The 23,721-nt window shown below is 63.3% G+C and carries 22 protein-coding genes; 7 read left to right on the top strand and 15 right to left on the bottom strand.

Annotation, left to right across the window (positions count from 1 at the left end; genetic code table 11):
* Positions 1-174: 174 nt before the first annotated feature.
* The 5 genes from PMI20_RS10940 to PMI20_RS10960 all read right to left on the bottom strand — a co-directional run bounded on the left by PMI20_RS10940 (position 175) and on the right by PMI20_RS10960 (position 4,169).
* A complete protein-coding gene (locus PMI20_RS10940; RefSeq protein WP_007920655.1) occupies positions 175-1,122 on the bottom strand; it encodes an AraC family transcriptional regulator in 948 nt (315 codons plus the stop codon).
* A gap of 117 nt (positions 1,123-1,239) precedes the next feature.
* The gene (locus PMI20_RS10945; RefSeq protein ID WP_007920657.1) at positions 1,240-1,977 is read right to left on the bottom strand and encodes a DUF899 domain-containing protein; all 738 of its coding nucleotides are present in this window, start codon (positions 1,975-1,977) and stop codon (positions 1,240-1,242) included.
* A 143-nt stretch (positions 1,978-2,120) separates the two neighbouring features.
* On the bottom strand, positions 2,121-2,990 hold the full coding sequence (locus tag PMI20_RS10950; RefSeq protein ID WP_007920658.1) for a DUF6279 family lipoprotein: 870 nt from the start codon (positions 2,988-2,990) through the stop codon (positions 2,121-2,123).
* A 79-nt stretch (positions 2,991-3,069) separates the two neighbouring features.
* A complete protein-coding gene (locus PMI20_RS10955; RefSeq protein ID WP_007920667.1) occupies positions 3,070-3,783 on the bottom strand; it encodes a TorF family putative porin in 714 nt (237 codons plus the stop codon).
* Between the two features lie 197 nt (positions 3,784-3,980).
* Positions 3,981-4,169 carry a PFL_1563 family small protein gene (locus tag PMI20_RS10960; RefSeq protein WP_016702300.1) on the bottom strand — a complete coding sequence of 63 codons (189 nt, stop codon included), beginning with the start codon at positions 4,167-4,169 and terminating at the stop codon, positions 3,981-3,983.
* Positions 4,170-4,520: 351 nt separating this feature from the next.
* Between PMI20_RS10960 and PMI20_RS10965 the strand changes: the two genes are divergently transcribed.
* The 3 genes from PMI20_RS10965 to PMI20_RS10975 all read left to right on the top strand — a co-directional run bounded on the left by PMI20_RS10965 (position 4,521) and on the right by PMI20_RS10975 (position 8,326).
* Complete coding sequence (locus PMI20_RS10965; RefSeq protein WP_007920668.1) at positions 4,521-5,357, top strand: CvfB family protein; 837 nt, start codon at positions 4,521-4,523, stop codon at positions 5,355-5,357.
* Between the two features lie 439 nt (positions 5,358-5,796).
* On the top strand, positions 5,797-7,245 hold the full coding sequence (locus tag PMI20_RS10970) for an NCS1 family nucleobase:cation symporter-1 (protein WP_007920669.1): 1,449 nt from the start codon (positions 5,797-5,799) through the stop codon (positions 7,243-7,245).
* A 157-nt stretch (positions 7,246-7,402) separates the two neighbouring features.
* Positions 7,403-8,326, top strand: a complete 924-nt coding sequence (locus PMI20_RS10975; RefSeq protein WP_007920670.1) for a DMT family transporter — start codon at positions 7,403-7,405, stop codon at positions 8,324-8,326.
* An 8-nt stretch (positions 8,327-8,334) separates the two neighbouring features.
* Here PMI20_RS10975 and PMI20_RS10980 read toward each other — a convergent pair whose 3' ends face one another.
* Entirely contained in the window at positions 8,335-9,495 is a 1,161-nt protein-coding gene (locus tag PMI20_RS10980) for an MFS transporter (protein ID WP_007920671.1), read from the bottom strand.
* Between the two features lie 104 nt (positions 9,496-9,599).
* On the opposite strand from PMI20_RS10980, the gene ptrR reads away from it, so the two are divergent.
* Together ptrR and PMI20_RS10990 are read left to right on the top strand one after the other, a co-directional pair.
* A complete protein-coding gene (ptrR, locus tag PMI20_RS10985) occupies positions 9,600-10,481 on the top strand; it encodes a putrescine utilization regulator PtrR (protein WP_007920672.1) in 882 nt (293 codons plus the stop codon).
* A 138-nt stretch (positions 10,482-10,619) separates the two neighbouring features.
* Positions 10,620-10,748 carry a PA1414 family protein gene (locus PMI20_RS10990; RefSeq protein WP_009042667.1) on the top strand — a complete coding sequence of 43 codons (129 nt, stop codon included), beginning with the start codon at positions 10,620-10,622 and terminating at the stop codon, positions 10,746-10,748.
* Positions 10,749-10,900: 152 nt separating this feature from the next.
* Here the strand turns inward: PMI20_RS10990 and PMI20_RS10995 are convergent, their stop codons facing one another.
* From PMI20_RS10995 to speB, 6 genes are all read right to left on the bottom strand, one after another.
* Positions 10,901-11,152: a phosphopantetheine-containing protein gene (locus PMI20_RS10995; RefSeq protein WP_007920673.1), complete on the bottom strand. Its 252-nt coding sequence runs from the start codon at positions 11,150-11,152 to the stop codon at positions 10,901-10,903.
* A gap of 72 nt (positions 11,153-11,224) precedes the next feature.
* Positions 11,225-11,950, bottom strand: coding sequence for an MBL fold metallo-hydrolase (locus tag PMI20_RS11000; protein WP_007920674.1), 726 nt, complete (start codon positions 11,948-11,950; stop codon positions 11,225-11,227).
* 84 nt (positions 11,951-12,034) lie between these two features.
* Positions 12,035-13,414, bottom strand: coding sequence for a sodium:solute symporter family protein (locus PMI20_RS11005; RefSeq protein WP_007920675.1), 1,380 nt, complete (start codon positions 13,412-13,414; stop codon positions 12,035-12,037).
* A gap of 140 nt (positions 13,415-13,554) precedes the next feature.
* Positions 13,555-15,066: a purine-cytosine permease family protein gene (locus PMI20_RS11010; RefSeq protein WP_007920676.1), complete on the bottom strand. Its 1,512-nt coding sequence runs from the start codon at positions 15,064-15,066 to the stop codon at positions 13,555-13,557.
* A 54-nt stretch (positions 15,067-15,120) separates the two neighbouring features.
* Positions 15,121-15,543 carry a YybH family protein gene (locus PMI20_RS11015; RefSeq protein WP_007920677.1) on the bottom strand — a complete coding sequence of 141 codons (423 nt, stop codon included), beginning with the start codon at positions 15,541-15,543 and terminating at the stop codon, positions 15,121-15,123.
* Between the two features lie 9 nt (positions 15,544-15,552).
* On the bottom strand, positions 15,553-16,503 hold the full coding sequence (gene speB, locus PMI20_RS11020) for an agmatinase (protein WP_007920678.1): 951 nt from the start codon (positions 16,501-16,503) through the stop codon (positions 15,553-15,555).
* Between the two features lie 373 nt (positions 16,504-16,876).
* Here speB and PMI20_RS11025 point away from each other — a divergent pair, with 373 nt between their 5' ends.
* The gene (locus tag PMI20_RS11025) at positions 16,877-17,770 is read left to right on the top strand and encodes a LysR family transcriptional regulator (protein WP_007920680.1); all 894 of its coding nucleotides are present in this window, start codon (positions 16,877-16,879) and stop codon (positions 17,768-17,770) included.
* A gap of 10 nt (positions 17,771-17,780) precedes the next feature.
* Entirely contained in the window at positions 17,781-18,392 is a 612-nt protein-coding gene (locus tag PMI20_RS11030; RefSeq protein ID WP_007920681.1) for a tRNA-uridine aminocarboxypropyltransferase, read from the top strand.
* Between the two features lie 140 nt (positions 18,393-18,532).
* Here PMI20_RS11030 and PMI20_RS11035 read toward each other — a convergent pair whose 3' ends face one another.
* Genes PMI20_RS11035 through PMI20_RS11045 form a run of 3 tightly spaced genes read right to left on the bottom strand, consistent with a single transcriptional unit; the run spans position 18,533 to position 23,436 of the window.
* Positions 18,533-19,888 (bottom strand): HlyD family type I secretion periplasmic adaptor subunit, encoded by a 1,356-nt coding sequence (locus PMI20_RS11035; RefSeq protein WP_007920682.1) that lies wholly within the window; start codon positions 19,886-19,888, stop codon positions 18,533-18,535.
* A 10-nt stretch (positions 19,889-19,898) separates the two neighbouring features.
* Entirely contained in the window at positions 19,899-22,058 is a 2,160-nt protein-coding gene (locus tag PMI20_RS11040) for a type I secretion system permease/ATPase (protein ID WP_007920683.1), read from the bottom strand.
* 19 nt (positions 22,059-22,077) lie between these two features.
* Positions 22,078-23,436: a TolC family outer membrane protein gene (locus PMI20_RS11045; protein ID WP_007920684.1), complete on the bottom strand. Its 1,359-nt coding sequence runs from the start codon at positions 23,434-23,436 to the stop codon at positions 22,078-22,080.
* Between the last annotated feature and the right edge of the window lie 285 nt (positions 23,437-23,721).

Genomic DNA, 23,721 nt, shown 5'->3' on the forward strand with positions numbered 1-23,721 from the left:
AGGAAGCTGTCGGCTTGGCGGGCAGCTCCAATACCCAATAAAACGCCCCGTGCGTTTCCCAAATACGGCTTCCTGCAAAAGACTGTGGGTAATGGCCTCTAGAACATGCTTGAGGAACAAAAAAACGGGGCAGCACAGGCCGCCCCGTATCGTTTCGCTCAAGCCCGGCGCGGCTTACAACGCCTTCACCGGAATACAGATCTCACACTCCAGTTCCCCCGTCTTCATGTCATATTTCGCGTCTACCGGATAACGCTCGAACGCCGGTCGGGCGTCGAATTGCATGCCGCTCTTGGGCAGCCAGTCGCGGCACAGTTCGGTCCAGGCGTCGGCGATGTCGGGGCCTTTGCCTTGGTAGTGGGCGATGGCGTAGAGGCCGCCGAGCAGGGTGGTGACGACGGCGGGGGCGCTGGCCTTGAAGTCGTCGGGGACTTCGACGCAGGCGTCGTAGCGGCATTTTTCAGGTGGGGTGACGTAGGGATCGTCGTGGCCGATGCCGTAGCGCACGCGGCCCAACAGGCCGTTTTCGACCATCCAGGGGGCGACGGTGTCGCGCCAGAAGGTGCCGATGCCCGGCCCGTAGGGGCCGATATAACGCAGGTAGGCGACGCGGACCGGTGGCAGTTCCTTGAGGGTGACGTTCATCAAAAGCTCCTTCAGGTGGATGAAGGCGTCAGGATCGTCGAAGGCCGGGATGTGCGTCTGATCAGGATTGCTCAATTCCCGCAGGCGCCGTTCGCGGACGTCGCTGAGGCGGCGGTGCCAGCGTTTGGGTTCGGTGCTGCGCCAGGTGCTCGGGGTGACCGAGAAATGCTGCTTGAACGCCCGGGAGAACGCTTCGCCGGAGCTGAAGCCGACTTCCAGGGCCACCTCCAGAATGCTCATTTCTGGATGGCTGGCCAGCTGATAGGCGGCACAGGCCAGGCGGCGTCGGCGCAGGTAGTCCCCCAGGGTTTCGCCAACCCAGGCGGTGAACAGGCGATGAAAGTGAAAGGGCGAAAAATGCGCGACCTGCGCGAGTTCGGCCAGCTCCAGCGGCTGGTCCAGGTGTTGGTCGATATGCTCCAGCACCCGGTTCATGCGTTGGGTGTATTCGTGGAGGCTGTGATAGGCGGGGCTCATGGAGCCAAGTTTAGCCGGGGGCCAGGCCACGGGTTTGTGCCGTGCGGTTTTTTTCCGTCGGCCGGACGAACGTGATCGCGAGCCAGCTCCTGCAGGCCCGCGATCGCCGTCCGACGCTCAGGAGCCGCCATGACAGCAACTGGCGGCTGGTTTGTCGTCATAACGATCATGGTGCCTGACCCAGTCCATGATCTGTTCTTCGTTGCGCCCCTTGGGCGTCAGGTCCAGGTAGTTGTAGGCCCCCACCAGCAGGTCCAGGCCACGGGCGTAGGTGGAGTAGGTGTGGAAGATCTCACCGGCTTCATTGCGATAGAACACGCTGAGGCCAGGCAGCTCTTCTTCGGCGCCGTCGGTTTTTTCGTAGTTGTAGGTGGCGGTGCCGGCGGCGACCTCGTCGGCCCGGGCGCAGACCCCGAAGTCGTAGTTGAAATCACAGCCGGCGGACGAAACCCAGTCGAACTTCCAGCCCATGCGCCGCTTGAACGCCTGGAACTCGGCGAAGGGCGCGTGGGACACCGCCACCAGCGCGATGTCGTGGTGGGCCAGGTGCTGGTTGGCGCCGTCGATGTGATCGGAGAGGAAGGAGCAGCCCGGGCAACCTTCGTCCCAGCCTTCGGCGAACATGAAGTGGTAGACCACCAACTGGCTGCGATCGCCGAACAGGTCGGCCAGGCTCAGTTCGCCGTGGGGGCCCTGGAAGCGGTAGGGCTTGTCGATTTTCACCCAGGGCAGGGCACGCCGCTCGGCGCTGAGCTGGTCGCGTTGGCGGGTGAACGCCTTTTCGTGAATCAGGTGCTGCTTGCGGGCCTGTATCCATTGTTCCCGGGATACGACCGGATGATCGTTGAGGTGCATGACGTCTTCTCCTGCGGCAAAGGTGCGCGGCGACAGTGCCTACACAGGCTAGTCGTTTCGCCCGCGGGCAAATCGACAGCCGCCGGACGGTTCCGCCCAACGGTCGCCCGCCTGCCGCACTTCGCTGAACGGCTATTCAGGCGTCACTCCTGGCGTACCGTCTTCATGCATTTCAACGCTTCGAACTCATCGCGCACGTTCTGCAGTTTGTTGCGCAGATGCTCGCGCTGGGCTGGCGTGCTTTTGGCCATCACGTCCACCAGCAGGCTGCGCGCCGCCTGTTCGCTGTTGGCGTAGGCCTGGCGATAAGCCGGTGTCCAGAAGCTTTCACGATCCACCAGCAGGCGCTCGATGCGTCTGTCGAAGTCGCTGTTCTGGCGTTGCTCCAGCGCGGCGCTGAACTGTGCCTGCCAGTTGGCCCGATTGGAGAGCCAGAGCTGGTTCTGTTCGCCGAGGGACGTTGACCAGTCCGCCACCCGCTGGGTCTGTTCAGGAGTGAGGGGGCCGAGCCAGGTAGTCAGGCGCTTGTCCATGCGTTCGGTGCGCAGCCTGATCTGTTGCTCCAGTGGTGGCTTGAGGTTTTTGCTGCGACGTTGGCGCATGTCCTTGGCGAAGGCCGACTTCATTTCCGCGACCTGTCGGTCGTCCAGGCCCCGCAGCAACTCGATGGCCGAAGGCGCGATCGCGCGGGCGGTCTGGGCAATGGCCTGCTTGGCTCCGCGGGTGAGCTCTTGCAGCTCGGCATCGTTGACCTGATTGCGTGCGACCATCTGCTGCAGACGGTCCAGGTAGTCCAGGTAGCCGGGCAACTGTGTGCTGCAGTGCCAGCTCAGGTGCTCCTTGAGGCGCTGGTTGAACCAGATTTTCTGCTCGCGGTTCATTTCCAGGTAGTCATTGAGCGTCCAGGGAATGATCACATCGAGGTTGCGGTAAGCCAGGCCGACACGATTGCAGGAGGTCAGCACCAGGCTCAACAGCAGTAGCAGGGTGAGGTGTTGCAGCCGGCGCGACATGGCAAGTCCTTGCGAAGGCCTGGGTTTGTAAGCATGGGTTTCTTATCTGAACCCGGAAAGCTTCCGGCAGTTCAGCCGCTCAGTAGAACGAATGCTCGGCCTTGAAGGTGAGCAGACCGTCGCATTGCGCGTTATGTCCAGAATAGGCCGAACAATCGCTGCCGTTGAGGTTGGAGTCGCTGTAGATCAGTTTCAGGTCGATGCCCATCCAGGGGCGGGAGAACTTGATCGACCAGTCGTTGAAGCTGCTGACGTAGCCGCTGCTCACCGAAACCGGGTTGCCCAGCTGATGAGTGGTGTACTTGATGCTGACGCCGATGCCGAAGGGCTGGTTGCCGCCCAGGTCGGCGAACAGGGTGCTGTTGCGCTTGTCCGGTTCCTGGCTGAACGCGGCGCCGAAGCGGCTGCCCAGCAGCGTCAGGCCGCCATAGAACTCCTGGCTGTCCTGCGGGGCCAGTTGCGGGTAGTTGTACTGGATCATCCCCACCTCATAACCCAGGGTCTGATCGAAGGGGCGCTTGAAGCCCAGGTAGGAGTCCACTTCCAGGTCGCTCTCGCCCAGGCCCATGCTCGGCGACCACTGGCCGATGTACCAGCCGCTGTCATGGGTCAGGTCCAGGCCGCCATGGAACGAGCCGGTGGCCGAGGGTTTGACCAGGCCCTGGGCCATGCTGCGGCTCGGGGTGCTGCTGAGCTTGAGGTCGAAGTCCCCCAGTTCGCGCTGGAAGATCTGCCCGTGGGCCAAGGGGCTGGCGAGAAGGCTGGCAAGCAGCACATGAGAGGATTTGAGCATGTTTCACTCCATGAAATGCGAGGAGCAGGAACCGCGGAACCTACTGGAATGCCCGATCTAGACGTGTGCAAGGATACCGGCGAAACCTCGGGGATGAGGGCCGTTCGTCGATTTTTATGGGAGGGGAGGAGTCAGAACTCTAGTCCTAGCGCTTTGAGGCTCAAAGCGCATAGGGACCAGGAGGTGTGGCGGGGGGATTACTTCTTGCCCAGGCTGATCTGCTTGGACGGGCCGAAAGTCTGGCCGCTGACGCCTTTGGCAATTTGCTGGATCTCGCCGCCGGATTTCAGGAAAGCAGCAATCTGATCGTTGATCGATTCGCTGGTTTCAACGGCTGGAGCTGGCTTTGCTTTGCTGTTGGATGCTTTTACACGCATGGCGGCCATTAACCTTCAGAAAATTAATTTGGCCAGCCATCATACATGAAATGCTTGACAATTGCTTGGTAAATATCCCCCTGGAATAACAGTGGAAAACTCCCGAATAATCCTAAGTTGATCTCGGGAATATCCCCATAAGCTGCTGTTTTAAATAAAGACAATGGCACAAAGAGCGGCTTGCTCGGCGGCGCTGAGGCAAAAGTCGCTGCCGGCTGGCCTGACGGGCGGAACCGGTTGCTGGCGCAAAGCCATAAAAATCAAGGCATTCAGGAAAATATCCGCTGCTATCCGGCGACTCGGGCCAACCAGGAGCGGAAAACCGGGTAGAATGCCGCCCACGCAATGAGGGTATTGGAAATGGCTTTAGTCGGGCGCTACAACAGTTTGCAAGTGGTTAAACACACTAACTTCGGTTTATATCTGGACGGCGGGGCGGATGGCGAAATATTGCTGCCCAATCGTTATATTCCCAAGGATATTCCCAGTGAAGATGAAGACTGGTTGAATGTTTTCGTTTATCTGGATAGCGCCGACAAGTTAATTGCAACTACCGAAAAACCAAAAGTTCAAGTCGGTGAATTCGCCAGTCTTAAAGTCGTGGAAGTTAACAGTATCGGTGTGTTCCTCGACTGGGGCCTGCCCAAGGACCTGCTGCTGCCGTACTCCGAGGAAAAGCGTCAACTGACCGCCGGCGAGTATTGCGTGGTGCACGTCTACCTCGACAAGCACACCCGTCGCATCACCGCCACGGCCCGTCTGGACCGCTACCTGGACAAGGCTCCGGTGACCTACAAGGTTGGTCAGGAAGTCGATCTGCTGGTGGCCGAGAGCACCGATATGGGCTTCAAGGCGATCATCAACAACAAGCACTGGGGCCTGATCCACAAGAACGAAGTGTTCAAGTTCCTGCGTCCGGGCAAACAGGAAAAGGGTTTCATCAAAGAGATCCGCACCGACGGCAAGATCAGCCTCAGCCTGCAACCGGTGGGTGAAGAACTGGCCAGCAGCCTGAACGCGAAGATCCTCGCCAAGTTGCGGGAAAACAATGGCACCCTGCCGGTCAGCGACAAGAGCGATCCGATGGTGATCAGTGGCCTGTTCGGCGTCAGCAAGGGCAACTTCAAGAAGGCCATCGGAGCCTTGTACAAGAATGGCCAGATCGTTATTCATGCCGACCGCATTGAACTGAGCTGATTCGTTTCTCCTTGGCGTAGTTGCGGTCGAAGAACCTTCGGCGGCGCTAACGACCCATGGGGCTGTCCGAAAAAACCGCTGCCGGAACCGGCAGCGGTTTTTTATTGCCTTTTTTCCTGGCTGCGTTGAAGGACGTCAGAGTCGGCGTCTTCGATCGTTGTTGCTGTATACAGTTTTAAGCCATTCCTGATGCACTGATATCAGGCAGTCGTGCACAGCCAGTGGGCATGTCTGCCGCTGATCTCGGCTGCTGATCATCGTTGTGCAGCCAAGCCCCAGCCCTTGATGGACAAGCGATCCGCGCCGTTCGCCTACAGATTTTTCCGGTATGGCACGCATTCTGCGTAGCGCTTCGTATACAACTCATGCCAGCTCCCGTACGCAGTGTGGTCGCAAGGTCAATCGCGGGGGCAGGGCCTGTCCAACAAGGAGCCTTGCAATGACCGAGCAACTACCCAAGGGCTACAGCCCGCGCTTGTACAACCAGGACCTGGGGCCGCTGCCGCAGAAGTGGAACTGGTACAACATCTTCGCCTTCTGGATGAGCGACGTGCACAGCGTCGGCGGTTATGTGTTCGCCGCCAGCCTGTTCGCCCTCGGGCTGGCCAGTTGGCAAGTGCTGGTGGCCCTGCTGGCGGGGATCTGCATCGTGCAACTGATCGCCAATCTGGTGGCCAGGCCCAGCCAGCAGGCGGCGGTGCCATACCCGGTGATCTGCCGGCTGGCGTTCGGTGTATTCGGGGCGAATATCCCGGCGGTGATTCGAGGCCTGATCGCGGTGGCCTGGTATGGGATCCAGACCTACCTGGCGTCCAGCGCCCTGATCATTGTGGTGCTGCGCTTTTTCCCGGCCATGGCGGCCTATGCCGAGCCGCATTTTGCCGGGCTGTCCTACCTGGGCTGGTTCGGTTTCCTGGCGCTGTGGCTGGTCCAGGCCCTGGTGTTCTGGGCCGGCATGGAGTCGATCCGGCGCTTTATCGATTGGGCGGGGCCGGTGGTCTACGCGGTGATGTTCCTCCTCGCCGGCTGGATCGTCTGGAAGGCCGGCTGGAGCAACATCAGCTTCACACTGGGGGAGAAGTCGCTGTCGGGCTGGCAGGCATTCGGCCAGGTGATCGTCGCCACGGCGCTGGTGGTGTCCTACTTCTCCGGGCCGACCCTGAACTTCGGCGACTTCAGCCGCTACTGCCGCAGCATGCAGGATGTACGACGCGGCAACTTCTGGGGATTGCCGGTGAACTTCCTGGCGTTCTCCCTGGTGACCGTGGTCATTGTCTCCGGCACCCTGCCGGTGTTCGGTGAAATGCTCCATGACCCGATCGCCACGGTGGCGCGGATCGACAACGACGTCGCGGTGCTGCTCGGCGCCTTCGCCTTTGTCACTGCCACCGTCGGCATCAACATCGTCGCCAACTTCGTCTCGCCGGCCTTCGACTTCGCCAACGTCGCTCCGAGCCGGATCAGTTGGCGCACGGGCGGGATGATCGCGGCCCTGGCGTCGATCTTCATCACCCCCTGGAACCTGTTCAACAACCCGCAGGTAATCCACTACACCCTCGACGTGCTGGCCGCCTTTATCGGCCCGCTGTTCGGCATTCTGCTGGTGGACTACTACCTGATCAAAAAGCAGCAGATCGATATCGACGCGCTGTTCAACGACGGTCCGGGCGGGCGTTATTACTACAGCGGCGGGGTCAACTGGACCGCGGTCAAGGCGCTGGTGCCGGCGACCCTGATGGGCGTGGCGATCACCTTCACGCCAGCATTGCAGCCGATGGCCAACTTCGCCTGGTTCACCGGGTGTTTCCTCGGTGGTGCGCTGTTTTTTCTCCTCGCGCGCCGTGAGGCCCTGCCATCCCTGAGGCTGAGCCCGACGGTGTCGAGCTGACGGCCGCGGCCAGGAAAAGGTCTTTTTCCAGGCGTCTTTTTCTGTCCGTTTGGTTGATAATCGACAGCACATCCATTCTTCGCCCCGGACCGGTTCCGGGGCTTTGTCGTTTCTGTCGAGTAACTGCCATGTCTATGAATCTGCCCGAGGGGCTGCGGTGAGCATCGAGCGGCGCAGCGCCGACGGTTTCGCACTGCAAGTGATGTTGGGGCTGTGCCTGATCTGGGGCGTGCAGCAGGTGATGATCAAGTGGGCCGCGGCGGATATCGCACCGGTGATGCAGGCGGCCGCGCGTTCGGGCATTTCGGCGCTGCTGGTGGCCTTGCTGATGTGCTGGAAGGGCGGCTGGTCGCAGATCGGCAGTACCTGGCGCGGCGGCTTGCTGGCCGGCAGCCTGTTTGGCCTGGAGTTCCTGTTTATCGCCGAAGGGCTCAAGCTCACCAGCGCGGCGCACATGTCGGTGTTTCTCTATACCGCGCCGATCTTCACCGCGCTGGGGGTGAACTGGTTGCTGCCCAGCGAGCGCCTCAGGCCCTTGCAGTGGCTGGGGATTCTGCTGGCGTTCATCGGCATTGGCGTGGCCTTCGCCGGCGGCATTTCGCTGGATAACCTGGACACGCGCATGCTGCTTGGCGACGCCCTGGGCGTGCTGGCCGGCCTGGCCTGGGGCGCGACCACGGTGGTGGTGCGCGCGTCGCGCTTGTCCGAGGCGCCAGCGACCCTGACCCTGTTCTATCAGCTGATCGTCGGTTTTGTCGGCCTGCTGCTGATCGCCGTGCTGAGCGGCCAGGTCACCCATGTCGACCTGACCCCGGTGGCGGTGGCCAGCGTGCTGTTCCAGGGGCTGGTGGTGTCCTTTTTCAGCTACCTGACCTGGTTCTGGCTGCTGCGCCGTTACCTGGCCGCCAACCTGGCGGTGTTTTCCTTCATGACGCCGCTGTTCGGTGTCACCTTCGGGGTCCTGTTGCTGGGCGAACCCCTGAGCCTCAATTTCGTGATCGGTGCGGTGCTGGTGTTGCTGGGCATCACTTTCGTCAGCGCCGAACAGTGGCTGCGCCGGCGGATCCGCAGCCTGCTGTAATCCCAGGCTCAGGCCGTGGCGTGGCATTCCCGGGCAAGCGGTTGTTGCCTCAACAGCAAGCCCCCCGCCAGCAGCAGGCTGCTGCCGGCGACGATCAGCGCCGGTTGCAGGCTACCGCTGAAATGGCTGCTCAGGGCCGCCAGCAGTGGCCCGCTCAACTGGCCCATGGCGAAGCAGGCCGTGAGCAAACCGGCGTTGCGCTGGGCCGCATGGGGCGCCAACTCCCGCGAGCGCTGCATCACCAACTGCATGCAGGCCAGGAACGGTGCGCCGCAAAGAATCACCCCCAGCGCCAGGCCGGCGCCACTGCCCAGCAGACAGGCGAAGACCCCGGCGGCTTGCAGCCACAAGGTCGCCATCAGCCAGTGACGGGTGGCGTTCGGGCTGTGTCGGCGCAGGCTGACCAGCCCCACGCCGATGGCCGCCGCCAGACCGAAGCACGGCCAGAACAGGTCGGCCTGCCATTGCCCTTGAAAGCGTGCGCTGGCCATCTGTGACAGGAAGGTTGCAGGGATGATGTAACCCAGGCCGTACAGCGCATAAATCAGCCCGAGGCGGGGGATGCCGCTGTGGTTCGAGGCGTGTGGCATCTGGGCGGTCAGTGCGGGCATGGCGGGTTGCGGCAGGATCGGCAGGATCACCAGCAGCATCAGCAGGCCGGCCGCGGCGTACACCAGCCACAGGATCGCGGAGCTTTGCCCCAGCAGGTTCGAGCCCAGGGCCAGCAGGCCGGTGAGGAAAATCCCCAGCCCGGGCCCGGCAAACACCAGGGCGCCCAGGCGAGGCCGGCCGGCGGCCAGGGCCAGCGACTGGCTCAGGGCGGCGATCATCACCATTACCCAGGCACTGGCCACGCCGGTGCCGAAGCGCAATACCGAATGCGCCCAGAAGCCGCCGGCCCAGGACGAGGCCAGGGTCAGCAGCACGCACAGCCACAGCCCACCCAACAGACGCCGGCGAACCTGGGCCGGGCGGCGGGCGAACATGGCATCCAGCGCGCCGATGAAATACCCCAGGTAGTTGGCGGCGGCGATCAGGCCAGTGTCGGTCAGGTCGACCTGACCTTCGCTCAGCAAGTGCGGCAGTTGCGGGGTGAGGGCGAAGCGACCGATGCCCATGGCCATCATCAGGGCAATGAAACTGGCGAGTAAGCGAATCAGCGGTGACATGGTCCGGGCTCCGTCGAAGAGGCGATGAGCGTCAGGCTAGGACTGATTGACTTTCTATAAAAATGAATAATATTAAGTAACTTGTTCGCTTTTGGAGAATGGTCGTGGAGTTCAGCCAGTTGCGCATCTTCCAGGCGGTCGCCGAGGAAGGTTCCATCACTCGGGCGGCCGAGCGCTTGCATCGGGTGCCGTCCAACCTGTCGACGCGGCTCAAGCAACTGGAAGAGCAACTGGGGGTCGAGCTGTTCCTGCGGGAACGGCAGCGGCTGCAACTGTCGCCGGCGGGCAAGGTGCTGCTCGATTACGCCGCGCGCCTGTTTGCCCTGCGCGATGAGGCCCATGGGGCGGTGCAGGGCGGTCAGCCGGCCGGGGATTTCGTACTGGGCACCATGTACAGCACGGCAGCGATTCAATTACCCGCGCTGCTGGCGCGTTACCACCGCGCCTACCCGGCGGTGAACCTGCAGGTGCAATCGGCGCCCAGCAGCGAGTTGCTCGAAGGCTTGCTGGCCGGGCGCCTGGATGCAGTGCTGGTGGACGGCCCGCTGGAGCTGGCCAGCCTGGACGGGGTGCCGCTGTGCGATGAAAAGCTGGTGTTGATCAGCGAAGCAGACCACCCGCCGATCCGCAGTGCCCGGGATGTCGAAGGGCGCGCGGTATTTACCTTTCGCCGCGGCTGCTCGTACCGCTTGCGCCTGGAGTCCTGGTTCGCCCACTACCAAGCGGCCATGGGGCGGGCGATAGAAATCGAGTCCTATCAGGGAATGCTGGCCTGCGTGATTGCCGGGTCCGGGGTGGCGCTGATGTCGGCGTCGATGCTCGCCAGCCTGCCCGGTCGCGAGAGTGTGGCGGTTCACCCGCTGGCCGAGCCATTCGCCAGTGCCACCACCTGGCTGATGTGGCGCAAGGGCATGCTCGGCGCCAACCTCAATGCCTGGATCGAACTGCAACAGGCGAGTCAGACGGATCAGCGGGCGACGGCCTGAAACGGGCTGGCTGATTCGGATTAATCCGGTAACAGATCATTGCTATCCGGGGGGAGCACTGGGCGAAAGTTAGCGCTATTATCAGAGCGAAGCGGCTTCAGAACCCAGCCGCCAGGCACGACCCTTAAGGGGGGCACTATGAAAGAGAAACTGCAAAACTGGCTTCACGACCTCGGGGTCGCACTGGGGCTGATCGAGCCGCCATTGCAGCCGGTGCCAATCCGCACAGACGACGAACAACGGCGTCGGCAACAGCGTCGCCGCTAACCATCGGCTCGGGAATGGGGCAGGCATCCAGCCTGCTCCCGCCACTTTTCAGCCGCGCGAGGGCAGGTTCACTCGCGAACGGTTGCCGCCTTCTGATCCAAACCAGTCACCCCGCACGTAACCCGCCCATGGTGCTTGGCGCCATGGAATCTTCAGTGCCGTGAAATCTTCAGCAGAAACCGGCTCAAGTCATTGGCGCTGTTCGCCGCCTTGAGCATCTGGTCTTCTTCGTGGGTGAAGGCGGTCAGTCCAAACTGATCTTCCAGGTGGAAGATCAGGTCCTCGATATCCTGCTTGTCCAACCCCAGCTCCTGCAGGCTCACATCGTCGGCAAATCCGTCGTTGCCATCCAGCAGACGGCTGATGAAGTCATGCACGGCTTGTCGGACTTCGGCTCTTTTCATCTTGGCTCTTTTCGCCAGGGGCCTGCGCATGGTCTTTGAAGCGGGCGCGATTGTGTGCAGTACAGCACAGCTTCATGGGTGCCGGCGGATCCAATCCTCGATCATCCTGCGCAGCTGCGTTCCCGAAAAACTGCCGAAATGGCCGCCATGCACAGTCTGCACCGGCAGCTGGTACAGGCGTCTCAGGCTGGCAGCGTAGTCCTCCAGGTTGGAGTGGTAGGCGTCTTCGACCAACGGACCGTCGTAGATGATGTCGCCGCTGAACAGGGTGCCGCTGGCGGCTTCCCAGAGGCTGATCCCCCCGGGGGAATGGCCGGGTGTATGCAGCACCTGGAGGCTACGGTTGCCCAGGTCGAGCACGTCGCCTTCCTCGATCAGGCGCGTCGCCGGGGCGGCCTTGACCCGATATTCGGCGTAGCACAGCGGGCAATCCGGGTGGGCCTCGAACATCGCGTCGCCAACGAAGGCGGCCGACAAGGTATTGGCCCCGTCAGGCGCGGCGAGGATCTGCGCCTCGGCCGGGTGCACCAGGCGTTCGGGGAATTCGTGATGCCCGGCGATATGGTCGAAATGGCAATGGCTGGCCACCGCCAGCAAGGGCCGTTCGGTGAGCCAGGGCAACTGTTCGCGCAAGCTGACCAGGCCGGAGCCGCTGTCCAGCAGCAGGTCCCTGTCGCGACCCTGGATATGCCACAGGTTGCAGCGATAGAACGGCCGGATATAGGGCTCGTGGATCAGCCGAATCCCGTCGCTCAGGCTTCTGACTTCGAACCAGCGGTCGCGGCTGACAATCTTCATCGACTTTCCTCCAGGCGAAAAAAAACGGGTGCAGCCACCGACGCTGCACCCGCCGAAGAAAAATGTACGGCGTCTGACCTGAGGTTAGATCGCGTTGGCCAGGGTTGCCGGGCGACGAGACAGCAGGCTCACCACCACGAAGCTGATCAGGCCGACAGCCAGGCTGTAGTAGATCGGGGTGTTGGCGTCCAGGCCGTCCTTGAACATGAACGCCAGCGCGGTGAGGAAACCCAGGCCCATGCTGGCGATGGCGCCGGCGGTGGTCGCGCGTTTCCAGAAGATCGCCCCGATCAGTGGGATCAGCATGCCGCCCACCAGCAGGTTATAGGCCAGGGTCAGGGCGCTGATCACGTCGTTGACCACCAGGGCGATGCCCAGGACCACGATGCCGGTCAGCAGGGTGAACAGGCGGTTGATTCCCAGGCTCGACTGCTTGCCGCCACGCAGCTTGGGCAACAGGTCTTCGGTCAGGGTGGTGGAGGCGGCCAGCAGGCCGGCGCTGGCGGTGGACATCATGGCGGCCAGGGCCGCGGCGATCACCAGGCCACGGATGCCGTCCGGCAGGGAGGCTTTGACGATGGCGGCGAAGGCGTTGTTGACATTGTCCAGGTCCGGCAGCAAGACATGCGCGGCCATGCCGATCAGGGCACAGGCCAGACCGTAGAGGATGCAGTAGAAGCCGGCGACGGTGCCTGCGTATTGCGCGACTTTTTCGGTCTTGGCGGTGAACACCCGTTGCCAGATGTCCTGGCCGATCAGGATGCCGAAGAAGTAGATCATGAAGTAGGTGACGATGGTGTCCCAGCCGATGGTGGTGAAGCTGAAGCTGGACGCCGGCAGCTTGGCCACCAGCTCATCCCAGCCGCCGACGCGGTACAGGCAGATCGGCAGCAGGATGAACATCAGGCCGACGGTCTTGATCACGAACTGGACGATGTCGGTCAGGGTCAGCGACCACATGCCGCCGATCGCCGAATAAATCACCACCACGCCGCCGCCCAGCAGCACCGAAATCCAGAACGGCAGGCCGAACAGCACTTGCAGCACGGTGCCGATGGCGAGGATCGAGGTCACGCCGATCATCAGCGCGTAGGCCAGCATGATCACCGCGCTGGCCTGGCGGGCCATCGGGTTGTAGCGTTTTTCCAGGACCTGGGTAACGGTGAAGATCCGCAGCTTGAGCAGCGGTTTGGCCAGCAGCAGGTTGAGGGCGATGATGCCCAGGCCCAGCGCCGCGCACAGCCAGAAGCCGGAGATGCCGTGGACATAGCCCAGGCGCACGGTGCCGACGGTGGAGGCACCGCCCAGCACGGTGGCGGCCATGGTGCCCATGTACAGGGTCGGGCCCAGGTTGCGGCCGGCTACCAGGTAGTCCTCGTGGGTCTTGGCCTTGCGCATGCCGTAATAGCCGAGCACCAGCATGCCGGCGGCGTAGATGAGTACGACGAGTAGATCTAAAGCCATGATGGCGTGTCTCCGATTGTCTTTCTTATAGTGGCTTGCTGTAGAAGCGAGGCTTGCCGCAATCAAGGCGACGCGGTCTGGCGGACCCGTCGTGTGAGGCGTGATTGCCGGCGAGCCTGCCGCTACAGGTCATGCTTGAGTCAGGCGGCTTGGCGCATGACCGGTTTACCGAGCGAATCCGTGCTCTTGCTGCGTGGATCGTTGGGGCCGTAGACCGCGGTCGGCTCCGGGAACAGGTTGAGCAGGGCCAGGTACACCAGCGAGGCCAGGCCCAGGGTCACCGGCAGGCTGATATCGATGCCGTCGGCCAGGTTGCCCAGCGGACCGACGAACTGCCCGGGCAGGTTGACGAAGCACAGGCCGACCAGCGCGCTGGGGATCCAGGCCCCCAGGCCACGCCAGTTCCAGCCGTGCTGGAACCAGTAGCGGCCACCTTGCTCGCCACGGGTGAAGACTTGCAGGTCGTCCGGGCAGTAGAAGCCGCGACGCACCAGCAGGCCGATCAGCATGATCACCATCCACGGGGTGGTGCAGGTGATGATCAGCACGGCGAAGGTCGACACGCTCTGCACCAGGTTGGCGGCGAAGCGTCCGATGAAGATGAAGGCGATCGACAGCACGCCGATCAACAGGGTCGCCTTGACCCGCGACAGCACCCGCGGGAACACGCTGGACATGTCCAGGCCGGTGCCATACAGCGAAGTGGTGCCGGTGGACATGCCGCCGATCACCGCGATCAGGCACACCGGCAGGAAGAACCAGCTCGGCGAGACCGCCAGCAGGCCGCCGACGTAGTTGTTGGCGGCGATGTAGTCGGGCGCCTTGATCGCCACGATGGTGGCGGTGGCCAGGCCGAACAGGAAGGGAATCAGGGTGGCGATCTGGGCGGCGATCACTGCCAGCATGATCCGGCCTTTCGGCGTTTCGCGGGGGATATAGCGCGACCAGTCGCCGAGGAACGCGCCGAAGGAAATCGGGTTGCTCATGGCCACCAGCGCGGCACCGATGAAGGCCGCCCAGAAACCCGCCTGGCCGAGGGCCAGGGTACCGGCGAACTGGCTGTCGAAGGCCGGCGCGAAGGCGAAGATCCCCAGCAGGAACAGCAGGCTCGCCGCCCAGACGGCAATGCGGTTGACCCACAGCATGAAGCGGAAGCCGTAGATGCACACCGTCAGTACCAGGATCGCGAACAGGCCGTAGGCCAGGCCCAGGGTCAGGTCGGTTTCCGGCAGGTCGACCAGGCGCTTGGCGCCGCCCACCAGGGCGTCCCCCGAGCTCCATACGGAGAGGGAGAAGAAGGCGATGGCGGTCAGCAACGACAGGAACGAGCCGACGATCCGCCCGTGCACGCCGAAGTGCGCACCGGAAGAGACGGCGTTGTTGGTGCCGTTGATCGGCCCGAACAGGCCCATCGGCGCGAGGATCAATGCCCCCAGGATCACGCCCAGCACGATCGCCCAGACACCCGCCTGGAAGGACAGGCCGAACAGCACCGGGAAACTGCCGAGCACGGCGGTGGCAAAGGTATTGGCGCCGCCGAAGATTAGGCGAAACAGGTCGCTGGGCCGGGCGTCGCGTTCATGGTCGGGGATCTGTTCGACCCCGTTCGTTTCGATGCTGCTAAGGCTTTTTTCTTTGTTGTTGTTATTCATGATCTGCTCCGATCACTAGGGCGCGCTCATCGTGCGTGAGCGTCACCTTTCTGGCTAAGGGGGTGGCAGCCCTTCCGGCATTGCGGACAAATGTTCGTGGCAGGCCAGCCATAGGCCTTGTTGTTGTGTGCCGGACCCTTGTTTGCAAAAAACAATGGTCTCGCGCTCCTGGCTGAAGTGTTGCTCCCCTTGCATGCGCAGCTCGGTGGCGACGTCATGAATGAATACCGCGGTGTTCCCCTGCAGGCTGACAAACGCGTTGCTCGAGGTGCAGGACAGCACCTCGAAGCCGTCCTCGCGGCGCCAGCTGTCCCACAGCGCTTGGTAGGCGTCGCGGGACAGCAGGGGCTGGGCGAGGGTGTGGAAGACGAAGCTGGCATCGGTGCTGAACGCACCGAAGTAGGCTTCGCGATCGTTACGGGCGAAGGCCGCCACCAGCTCGGCGGCGGCTTTGAGGACCTGCTCACGCTCGCTCATGGCCGGGCCTCAGCGACGCGCCACGCCCGGCAGCACGCAGAGCATTTCGTACAGCAGGTTGGCGCCCAGCAGCGAGGTGTTGCCGGTGGTGTCATACGGTGGCGAGACTTCTACCAGATCGCAGCCGACCAGATCGAGGCCCTGGCAGCCACGGACGATCTCGATCGCCTGGATGGTGGTCAGGCCGCCGATTTCCGGGGTGCCGGTGCCTGGCGCCCAGGCCGGGTCGATGCCGTCGATGTCAAAGCTCAGGTACACCGGGCCGTCGCCGACTTTCGCCCGTACTTCGGCCATCAGCGGGTCCAGCGACTTGTGCCAGCACTCTTCGGCCTGCACCACGCGAAAGCCCTGCTTGCGGCTCCAGTTGAAGTCTTCGGCGGTGTAGCCCTGGGCGCGCAGGCCGATCTGCACCACGCGGTCGCAGTCCAGCAGGCCTTCTTCGACGGCGCGGCGGAAGGTGGTGCCGTGGGCGATCTTCTCGCCGAACATGTGATCGTTGACATCGGCGTGGGCGTCGATGTGCACCAGGCCGACCTTGCCGTGTTTCTTGTGGATGGCGCGCAGGATCGGCAGGGTAATGGTGTGGTCGCCGCCCAGGGTCAGCGGGATCACGTTGTGCTCGAGGATGCCGTCGTAGGCTTCTTCGATGATGCGCACGGCGTCCAGCAGGTTGAAGGTGTTGATGGCCACGTCGCCGATGTCGGCCACGTTCAGCGAGTCGAAGGGCGCGGCGCCGGTGGCCATGTTGTACGGACGGATCATCACCGATTCGGCGCGGATCTCACGGGGCCCGAAGCGGGTGCCGGCGCGCAGCGAGGTGCCGATGTCCAGCGGTACGCCGACGAAGGCGGCATCCAGGCCGGCCGGGGTAGGTACATGGGGAAGACGCATCATGGTGGCGATGCCGCCGAAGCGCGGCATTTCGTTGCCGCCCAGTGGTTGGTGGAGAATCTTGTCCACGGGATTGGCCTCATCGTTGTTTTATTTATGGGGTTTGTGGCGCGGCGATGACTGCCGGCGAAACCGAGTGGGGCCGATTCTGCGAAATGTAGTGGGCGGGAAGAATCGCTACGGGCAAATACTTAGTTCAGATTTTTCTAAACTAAGGGCGGGTGTAAAGGATAGACTCTGGCCCTGTGAGAGCGGCACTGCCCGGACCGGAGATCATTCGCGGGCAAGCCTCGCTCCTACAGAAGCAGGAGCGAGGCTTGCCCGCGATTGGCCGCACAGCGGTCATAATCGGCGCCGCGACGCTGTTCATGAAGGAACGCCAATGAGGTCTGGATGACCCTGACACCCGATCCCCGTTGTCGATTTTCCTTGTGGAGCTCCCATGGCCAACGCTTTACCTGATCTGAAACTATTGCGCATCTTCGTCAGCGTGGTGCGGCATCAGGGGTTCGCCAATGCCCAGCACGAACTGAACCTCTCCACGTCGGCTATCAGCACCTATATGAGCCAGCTCGAATCGGCCCTGGGGCTGGTCCTGTGCCACCGTGGCCGCGGCGGTTTCAGCCTGACCAGCAAGGGCGAGCTGTTCCACCAGGAAACCCTGCGCCTGCTGGGCGAGCTGGAGGGTTTCGAGCAGTACGCCGCGGCGCTCAAGGGCGAACTGCGCGGCACCCTCAACCTGGGGGTGATCGACTCGACGGTGAGCGACAAGGCCCTGCCGTTCGCCGAAGCCATCGGCGCCTACAGCCAGGAACACCCGGCGGTGCATTTGCATCTGTCGGTACTCAGCCCCTATGAATTGCAGCTCGGCGTGCAGGACAACCGCCTGGACCTGGCCATCGGTGCGTTCTCCACGCGCATGAGTGGGCTGGTGTACATGCCGCTGTACCGCGAGCAGCACTGGCTGTATTGCAGCAGCCGGCACCCGCTGTTCAACGAGCGGCGTATCCCCGAGCAGGTGATCACCCAGCAGCGCATGGTCGGCCGTGGCTACTGGAGCCAGGCCGAGCTGGCGCGCCACGGCTTCAAGCACAGCGCGGCGACGGTGGAGAGTATGGAGGCGCAGCTGATCCTGGTGCTGTCCGGCGCCTACATCGGCTACCTGCCGGAGCATTACGCCCAGGCCTGGGCCGACAAGGGCGACTTGCGCGTGCTGCTGCCGGCGACCTTCGGTTATCAGGCGCCGTTTTCGATGATCGTGCGCCGTGGGCGCAGCCGCGAACCGTTGATCCAGACGTTCCGCGACCTGCTCAAGGCGCAGCTCAATCAGGCCTGAGGAGGCGTCCATGTCGAGAATTCAATGCCCGCGTTGCCTGCGCCCGAAAACCCATTGCCTGTGCCCGCTGATTCCACGGCTGGACAGCCGCACCCGGATACTCCTGTTGCAGCATCCCAGCGAAGTGAGCCACGCGCTGAACACCGCGCGGCTGGCGGCGTTGGGGTTGAACAATGCCGAGTTGATCGTCGGCGAGGTGTTTGCCGATCTGCCGAAGCTGTTGAACTGTCCCGGGTATCAGGCGCGCCTGCTATTCCCGGCGGAGGACGCGCAGCCATTGCAGGCCTATTCCAGCGTGCCGGACGAGCAGCCCTTGCTGCTGGTGGTGCCCGACGGTACCTGGCGCAAGGCGCGCAAGTTGCTGCACCTCAATCCGCTGCTGGCCGCGTTGCCCCGGGTGACCCTGGCCGAAGGCACGCTGTCCCGTTACCGGCTGCGCAAGGCGCCCGGGCCGGGGGCCCTGTCGACCATCGAGGCCATCGTCCAGGCCCTGCAGGTCCTGGAGGCACCGGCCACGTTCGCGCCCTTGCTGAAGCCTTTCGAGGCCTTGATCGACGGACAGATCGCGGCAATGGGCGAAGACACCTACCAACGTAACCACCAACAGACAAAAGACCTGTAGCCGCTGCCGCAGGCTGCGATCGACCGCGAAGCGGGCGCCGATCCAGGCGCCTCGGTCTTGCAGGAGGTACGTGGTGTCAGGCCCAGGGGCCGCTGCGCGACCCGGCGCAGCCTGCGGCAGCGGCGACAGGGGACGTGTTATCAGCGCTCGCGCATCGCCTCGGTCCGCGCCTTGAGCACCGGCTTGAGCAGGTAGTCGAGCACGCTTTTCTCGCCGGTGATGATGTCCACCGTGGCGACCATGCCGGGGATGATCAGCAGCGGCTTGAGGTCGCCGCCCAGGTGGTTCTTGTCGGTGCGCACCTGGATCAGGTAGAAGCTGTTGCCCTTGTCGTCGGCGATGGTGTCGGCGCCGATCAGTTCCAGCTTGGCGCTCAGGCCACCGTAGATGGTGTAGTCGTAGGCGCTGAACTTGACCATGGCTTTCTGCCCGGGATGGAGGAAGGCCACGTCCTGTGGCCGCACCTTGGCCTCGATCAGCAGGTTGTCCTCCAGCGGCACGATTTCCAGCATGTCGCTGCCCGGCTGGACCACGCCGCCGATGGTGTTGACCTTGAGCTGCTTGATCACCCCGTGCACCGGCGAAGTCACGGTGGTGCGGGTCACCCGGTCGTCGATGGCGATGCTCGAGGCGGTGATTTTCGACAGGTCGGTGCGTTTCTCGTTGAGTTCCTTGGCGGCATCGGAACGGAAGCCCTGTTCGGACTCGTCGATCTTGCTCCTGATTTCGTTGATCGCCGATTCCGCCCGGGGAATGGCCAGGGTCGTGGCATTCAGCGAGCCGCGGATTTCCACCGCGCTGCGCTTGAGACGCAGGATCTCCACCGGTGACACCGCGCCGGTACTTACCAGCGGCGCCGACATGTTCATCTCCTGGTTGAGCAGGGCCAGGCTGGAACTGAATTGCCCCTGTTTCGAACGGAATTCCGCCAGTTCCTGAGTCTTTTGCCGCAGCTGTTCGCTCAGGGTCCGTTGTTCGCTGGCCAGACGGCGCTGGCGCTGTTCGTACAGCGAGCGTTCGTCCTCCGCCACCTGGGGCGCCTTGGCCACCACTTCGTCGGACGGCTTGAACGGCCGGCCCTCGGCTTCGGCGGACAGGCGTTCGACCTGGGCCATCAAGGCATAGCGATCGGCCTCGCTTTCGCCCTTGTTCGACAGGAAACGCGTGTCGTCCAGGCGCAGCAGGGTGTCGCCCTTGTTCACCATCTGCCCTTCGCGCACGAAGATCTCGGTGACGATGCCGCCTTCCAGGTTCTGCACCACCTGCACCTTGCTCGACGGGATGGCCTTGCCTTCGCCGGTAGTGACTTCCTGAAGCACCGCGAACTTGGCCCAGAGCAGGGCGCTGACGAGTAGCCCGGTGGTCAGCCAGACGACGATGCGCGAGCCGCGGGGCGAATCCTGCAGCGAGGCGCCGGCGGTTTCGGGCATGAACTCGCTTTCCGCGCTTTTGCGCAGGCTGGCGAAGTAGCCGCGTGATTGCGATGAGGCAGGCATGGGGCGACTCCTAGACCGCCGCAGAGCCGACACGGCCCTTGCGCAGTGCATCGATGACCGCTTCTTTCGGCCCGTCGGCGACGATCCGCCCGTTGTCCAGGACCACCAGCCGCTCCACCAGGCTGAGCATCGAGGTGCGGTGGGTCACCAGCAGCAGGGTCTTGCCTTGCACCCAGGCGTGCAGGCGCTGGCGCAGGGCGTCTTCGCTGCTGTTGTCCATGGCGCTGGTGGGTTCGTCCAGGAGCATGATCGGCGGGTCCAGCAGCAGCGCCCGGGCCAGCAGCACGGCCTGGCGCTGGCCGCCGGACAGCAGTTGGCCACGCTCGCCCACCGGCCGGTCGAAGCCTTGGGGATGCTGGCGGGCCAGCTCGGTGACTCCGGTCAGCTCGGCGACCTCGAGCATGCGCGCATCGCTGATGTAGCGGGCGCCGAGGGTCAGGTTGTCGCGCAGGCTACCGGCCAGCAGCGGCAGGTCGTGGGCGACATAGCCGATCTGCTGGCGCAGGTCGGCCACGTCCAGTTGGCGCAGGTCCAGGCCGTCCAGCAGCAACTGGCCTTCCTCGGGGGCATAGAAACCCATGACCAGGCGCCCCAGGGTGCTCTTGCCGGAGCCGCTGCGGCCGATGATGCCGATGCGTTCGCCGGGCTGCATGCTGAAGCTGATATTGCTCAGGGCCGCGGCATTCTGCCCCTGATAACGGAAGGTCACCTGATTGAGCGCCAGCGCGCCTTGCAGTTGCGTGCGCTCCAGCGGGCGCTGGCGGGCATCGCGTTCCTGGGGCAGGGCCATCAGGGCGTCGGTGCTGCGCATGGTCAGTTGCGCCTGCTGGTAGCGGGTGATCAGCCCGGCGATCTGCCCCAGCGGCGCCAGGACCCGACTGCCGAGCATGTAGGTGGCGACCAGCGCGCCGACGCTGAGGTTGCCGGCGATGATGCTGTAGACCCCGGCGACTATGGTCGCCATGCCGCAGAACTGCTGGATGAACAAGGTGCCGTTGGTGGCCAGGGCCGAGAGATTGCGCGCGTGGCTGTCGAGGCGGGTGAGGGCGCCGTGGGTGCTTTCCCACCGGTGCTGGCGTTCGCTTTCGGCGCTGCAGGCCTTGAGGGTTTCCAGGCCGCCGAGGGTCTCGATCAGCAGCGCCTGGCGTTCGGCGCCCAGGCTCAGGCTCTTTTGCACGGTGTCGCGCAGGCGGGCCTGGATCAGCATGGCGAAGACGATGGTCAAGGGAAACGCCAGCAAGGGGATCACCACCAGCCAGCCGCCGAGCAGGCCGATCACCAGCAGCATCAGCACGGCGAAGGGCAGGTCGATCAGGCTGGTCAGGGTCACGGCGGTGAGAAACTCGCGCAGGCCCTGGAAGTCATGGATGCTCTGGGCGAAGCCGCCGATGGTCGCCGGCTTGGCTTTCATCGCCATGCCGGTGATGCGCTCGAACAGGGTGGCGGAGAGGATCACGTCGGTGCGCTTGCCGGCGCTGTCCAGCAGATGGGCGCGCACCACCCGCAGCACCAGCTCGAAGCCGGTGCCGATCAACAGGCCGATGGCCAGCACCCAGAGAGTCGAGGTGGCCTGGTTGGGCACCACGCGGTCGTAGGTCTGCATGACGAACAGCGGCACCATCAACCCCAGCAGGTTGATCAGCAGGCTGGCGAGGATCGCGTCGCTGTACAGCCAGCGCGAGAGTTTCAGGGTGTCGCGGAACCAGGCTTCGACCCGCGGCACCAGGGAATTGCGCAGTTCTTCCAGTTCGTGGCGTGGCCGGGCGAACAGCGCCTGGCCACTGTAGTCATCGTTCAGCTCCGCCTGGCTGACCCACTGCTCGCCGCCTTCGGCTTCGCTGGGCAGGATCAGCGCCTGGCCGTCATCGCCCCAGCGGCGCAGGACCGCACAGCGGCCATGCTTGAGGATCAGCAGCACCGGCAGGTTGAGCCTGGAAATCGCCGACAGCTCACGACGCAGCAGGCGGGCCTGCAGGCTGGCGCGGGCCGCGGCGCGGGGCAGCAGGTCCAGGCTCAGGCGTTGCTGGGCCAGGGGCAGCCCCGCGCTGAGGCTGGCCCGGCTGACGGTGCAGTCGTGCAGTTTGCAGAGGATCAACAATCCGTCCAACAACGGGTCATCAAAGCTCAGGCGCGGATCGACGCCTGAGCTCCCGGGTTCCATGCTGGTCACATTGAAGTCCTCCGAGGACTTAACGCATCTCAGGCAGTCGGGCTTCGCTCTTCACTTCGGTCTGGGCGATCGCTTCGGCTGGCACCACGACTTTTTCCTTGTTCAACAACTCGCCCATGTTCGCCAGCACGCGATACATCGAAAACTCCTCGGTGTAGCGCACCTCGGTGTAGCGGCGGTTGGCGTTGTACAGCTCGTTTTCGCTGTCCAGCAGGTCGAGCAGGGTACGCTGGCCGAGGCCGAACTGATCCTGGTAAGCGGCCCGTACGCGGGTGGTGGTTTCAGCGTATTCGCGAGCGGTGGGGGTCTGCTTCTTGGCGTTGAGCATGGCGTTCCAGGCCAGGGTGATGTTCTCGTTGAGCATGCGCAGCGCGTTGTTGCGGATGTCCATGGCCTGGTTGATCTTGTGCGCGTCCGATTGCAGGCGGGCCTTGTCGCTGCCGCCGCGGAACAGGTTGTAGTTCATCACCACGCCCACTCGCCATTCATTGTCGTGGCCCTTGTCGCCCTGCACGTTGTCGTTGGCGCCCACCGCTGCCTCGGCATCGAAGCGAGGGTAGAACGGCGACTTGGCGACCTCGTACTGGCTCTCGGCCGCTTGTACGTCGGCCTGGGCCGATTTCAGGTAGGGGTTGTTCTCCAGCATGCTCTGCCGGGCATCCGGCAGGCTGGCGGGGATCTCGCCGCGCACCGAAGGCAGGCTTTCCAGTTCGTCGGGCATACGGCCCACGGCGCTGAAGAAGTTGGCCTCGGCGTCGGCCAGGTCGACCTGCGCCGTGTCGTAGTTGTTTTCCGCCAGGGCGCGACGGGCCTTGGACTGGTCGAGGTCGGCGGTGCTGCCGACGCCACGTTCGCTGCGCAGACCGATCTGGTCGTTGACCCGCAGGTGCGCCTGCAGGTTGTTCTTGGCCAGGGTCACCAGTTCGCGGCGCTTGAGCACTTCCAGGTACACCTCGATGGTGCGCAGGGCCAGGCTCTCGGCGGTACCGCGGGTGTAGTAGGCCCGCGAGTTGGAGACCGACTGGGTACGCCCGACTTCGTTGGCGGTATTGAAGCCGTCGAAGAGCATTTGCCGCAGGCGCAACTCCGACTGGGTATAGGTCAGGGTCTCGGTGTGATGGTTGCCCAACGCGCGCGTGGTGGTGTTGTCGCTGTAGCCACGGCCATAGGCAGCATTCAGGTCCAGCGATGGATAGAAGCCCCCTTTGGCGACCTTGACGTCCTCATCAGCCGACAGACGGTTGTTCTGGCTCGCGCGCAGTTCCGGGTGGTTGTCCAGCGTGCTTTGAATCGCCTCCGTCAGAGACATGGCTTGGGCCTGATGAATGCAGGCCATGGCTAATAAAATCGCGCTACTGAGGGGGGTAAAAACGCGCATGAAGTACATCTCCCTGGTCCATGTATAGTGCTTTGCAGTCGCCAAAAAAATGACGAACTTTATAGGTCAAACCGTTTCAGGCTTGTAACAACAGAGCTAAGAACATCCTGAGCGCAAGCTAAGAAGAATTTCTCATAAGGCTTATGCTGAAAAAAACTTATGCACTCTGTGAAATCCAGCACATTGTTCAGTTCGCAAGCCCCGTATTTATAGGCTCTAGAGGGCTTTTCAGGAGCTTGAAAAGGTTCAACAAAATTTGCGACATAGGGCGGGAGAGGAGCGGTG

Source organism: Pseudomonas sp. GM17, assembly GCF_000282175.2.
In the GTDB taxonomy this organism is placed as follows: domain Bacteria; phylum Pseudomonadota; class Gammaproteobacteria; order Pseudomonadales; family Pseudomonadaceae; genus Aquipseudomonas; species Aquipseudomonas chlororaphis.

Bases quoted from the DNA above. Each gene is read 5' to 3' on its own strand.
- PMI20_RS10940 (WP_007920655.1), bottom strand. From the start codon at position 1,122: ATGAGCCCCGCCTATCACAGCCTCCACGAATACACCCAACGCATGAAC.
- PMI20_RS10945 (WP_007920657.1), bottom strand. From the start codon at position 1,977: ATGCACCTCAACGATCATCCGGTCGTATCCCGGGAACAATGGATACAG.
- PMI20_RS10950 (WP_007920658.1), bottom strand. From the start codon at position 2,990: ATGTCGCGCCGGCTGCAACACCTCACCCTGCTACTGCTGTTGAGCCTG.
- PMI20_RS10955 (WP_007920667.1), bottom strand. From the start codon at position 3,783: ATGCTCAAATCCTCTCATGTGCTGCTTGCCAGCCTTCTCGCCAGCCCC.
- PMI20_RS10960 (WP_016702300.1), bottom strand. From the start codon at position 4,169: ATGGCCGCCATGCGTGTAAAAGCATCCAACAGCAAAGCAAAGCCAGCT.
- PMI20_RS10965 (WP_007920668.1), top strand. From the start codon at position 4,521: ATGGCTTTAGTCGGGCGCTACAACAGTTTGCAAGTGGTTAAACACACT.
- PMI20_RS10970 (WP_007920669.1), top strand. From the start codon at position 5,797: ATGACCGAGCAACTACCCAAGGGCTACAGCCCGCGCTTGTACAACCAG.
- PMI20_RS10980 (WP_007920671.1), bottom strand. From the start codon at position 9,495: ATGTCACCGCTGATTCGCTTACTCGCCAGTTTCATTGCCCTGATGATG.
- PMI20_RS10990 (WP_009042667.1), top strand. From the start codon at position 10,620: ATGAAAGAGAAACTGCAAAACTGGCTTCACGACCTCGGGGTCGCACTG.
- PMI20_RS10995 (WP_007920673.1), bottom strand. From the start codon at position 11,152: ATGAAAAGAGCCGAAGTCCGACAAGCCGTGCATGACTTCATCAGCCGT.
- PMI20_RS11000 (WP_007920674.1), bottom strand. From the start codon at position 11,950: ATGAAGATTGTCAGCCGCGACCGCTGGTTCGAAGTCAGAAGCCTGAGC.
- PMI20_RS11005 (WP_007920675.1), bottom strand. From the start codon at position 13,414: ATGGCTTTAGATCTACTCGTCGTACTCATCTACGCCGCCGGCATGCTG.
- PMI20_RS11010 (WP_007920676.1), bottom strand. From the start codon at position 15,066: ATGAATAACAACAACAAAGAAAAAAGCCTTAGCAGCATCGAAACGAAC.
- PMI20_RS11015 (WP_007920677.1), bottom strand. From the start codon at position 15,543: ATGAGCGAGCGTGAGCAGGTCCTCAAAGCCGCCGCCGAGCTGGTGGCG.
- PMI20_RS11025 (WP_007920680.1), top strand. From the start codon at position 16,877: ATGGCCAACGCTTTACCTGATCTGAAACTATTGCGCATCTTCGTCAGC.
- PMI20_RS11030 (WP_007920681.1), top strand. From the start codon at position 17,781: ATGTCGAGAATTCAATGCCCGCGTTGCCTGCGCCCGAAAACCCATTGC.
- PMI20_RS11035 (WP_007920682.1), bottom strand. From the start codon at position 19,888: ATGCCTGCCTCATCGCAATCACGCGGCTACTTCGCCAGCCTGCGCAAA.
- PMI20_RS11045 (WP_007920684.1), bottom strand. From the start codon at position 23,436: ATGCGCGTTTTTACCCCCCTCAGTAGCGCGATTTTATTAGCCATGGCC.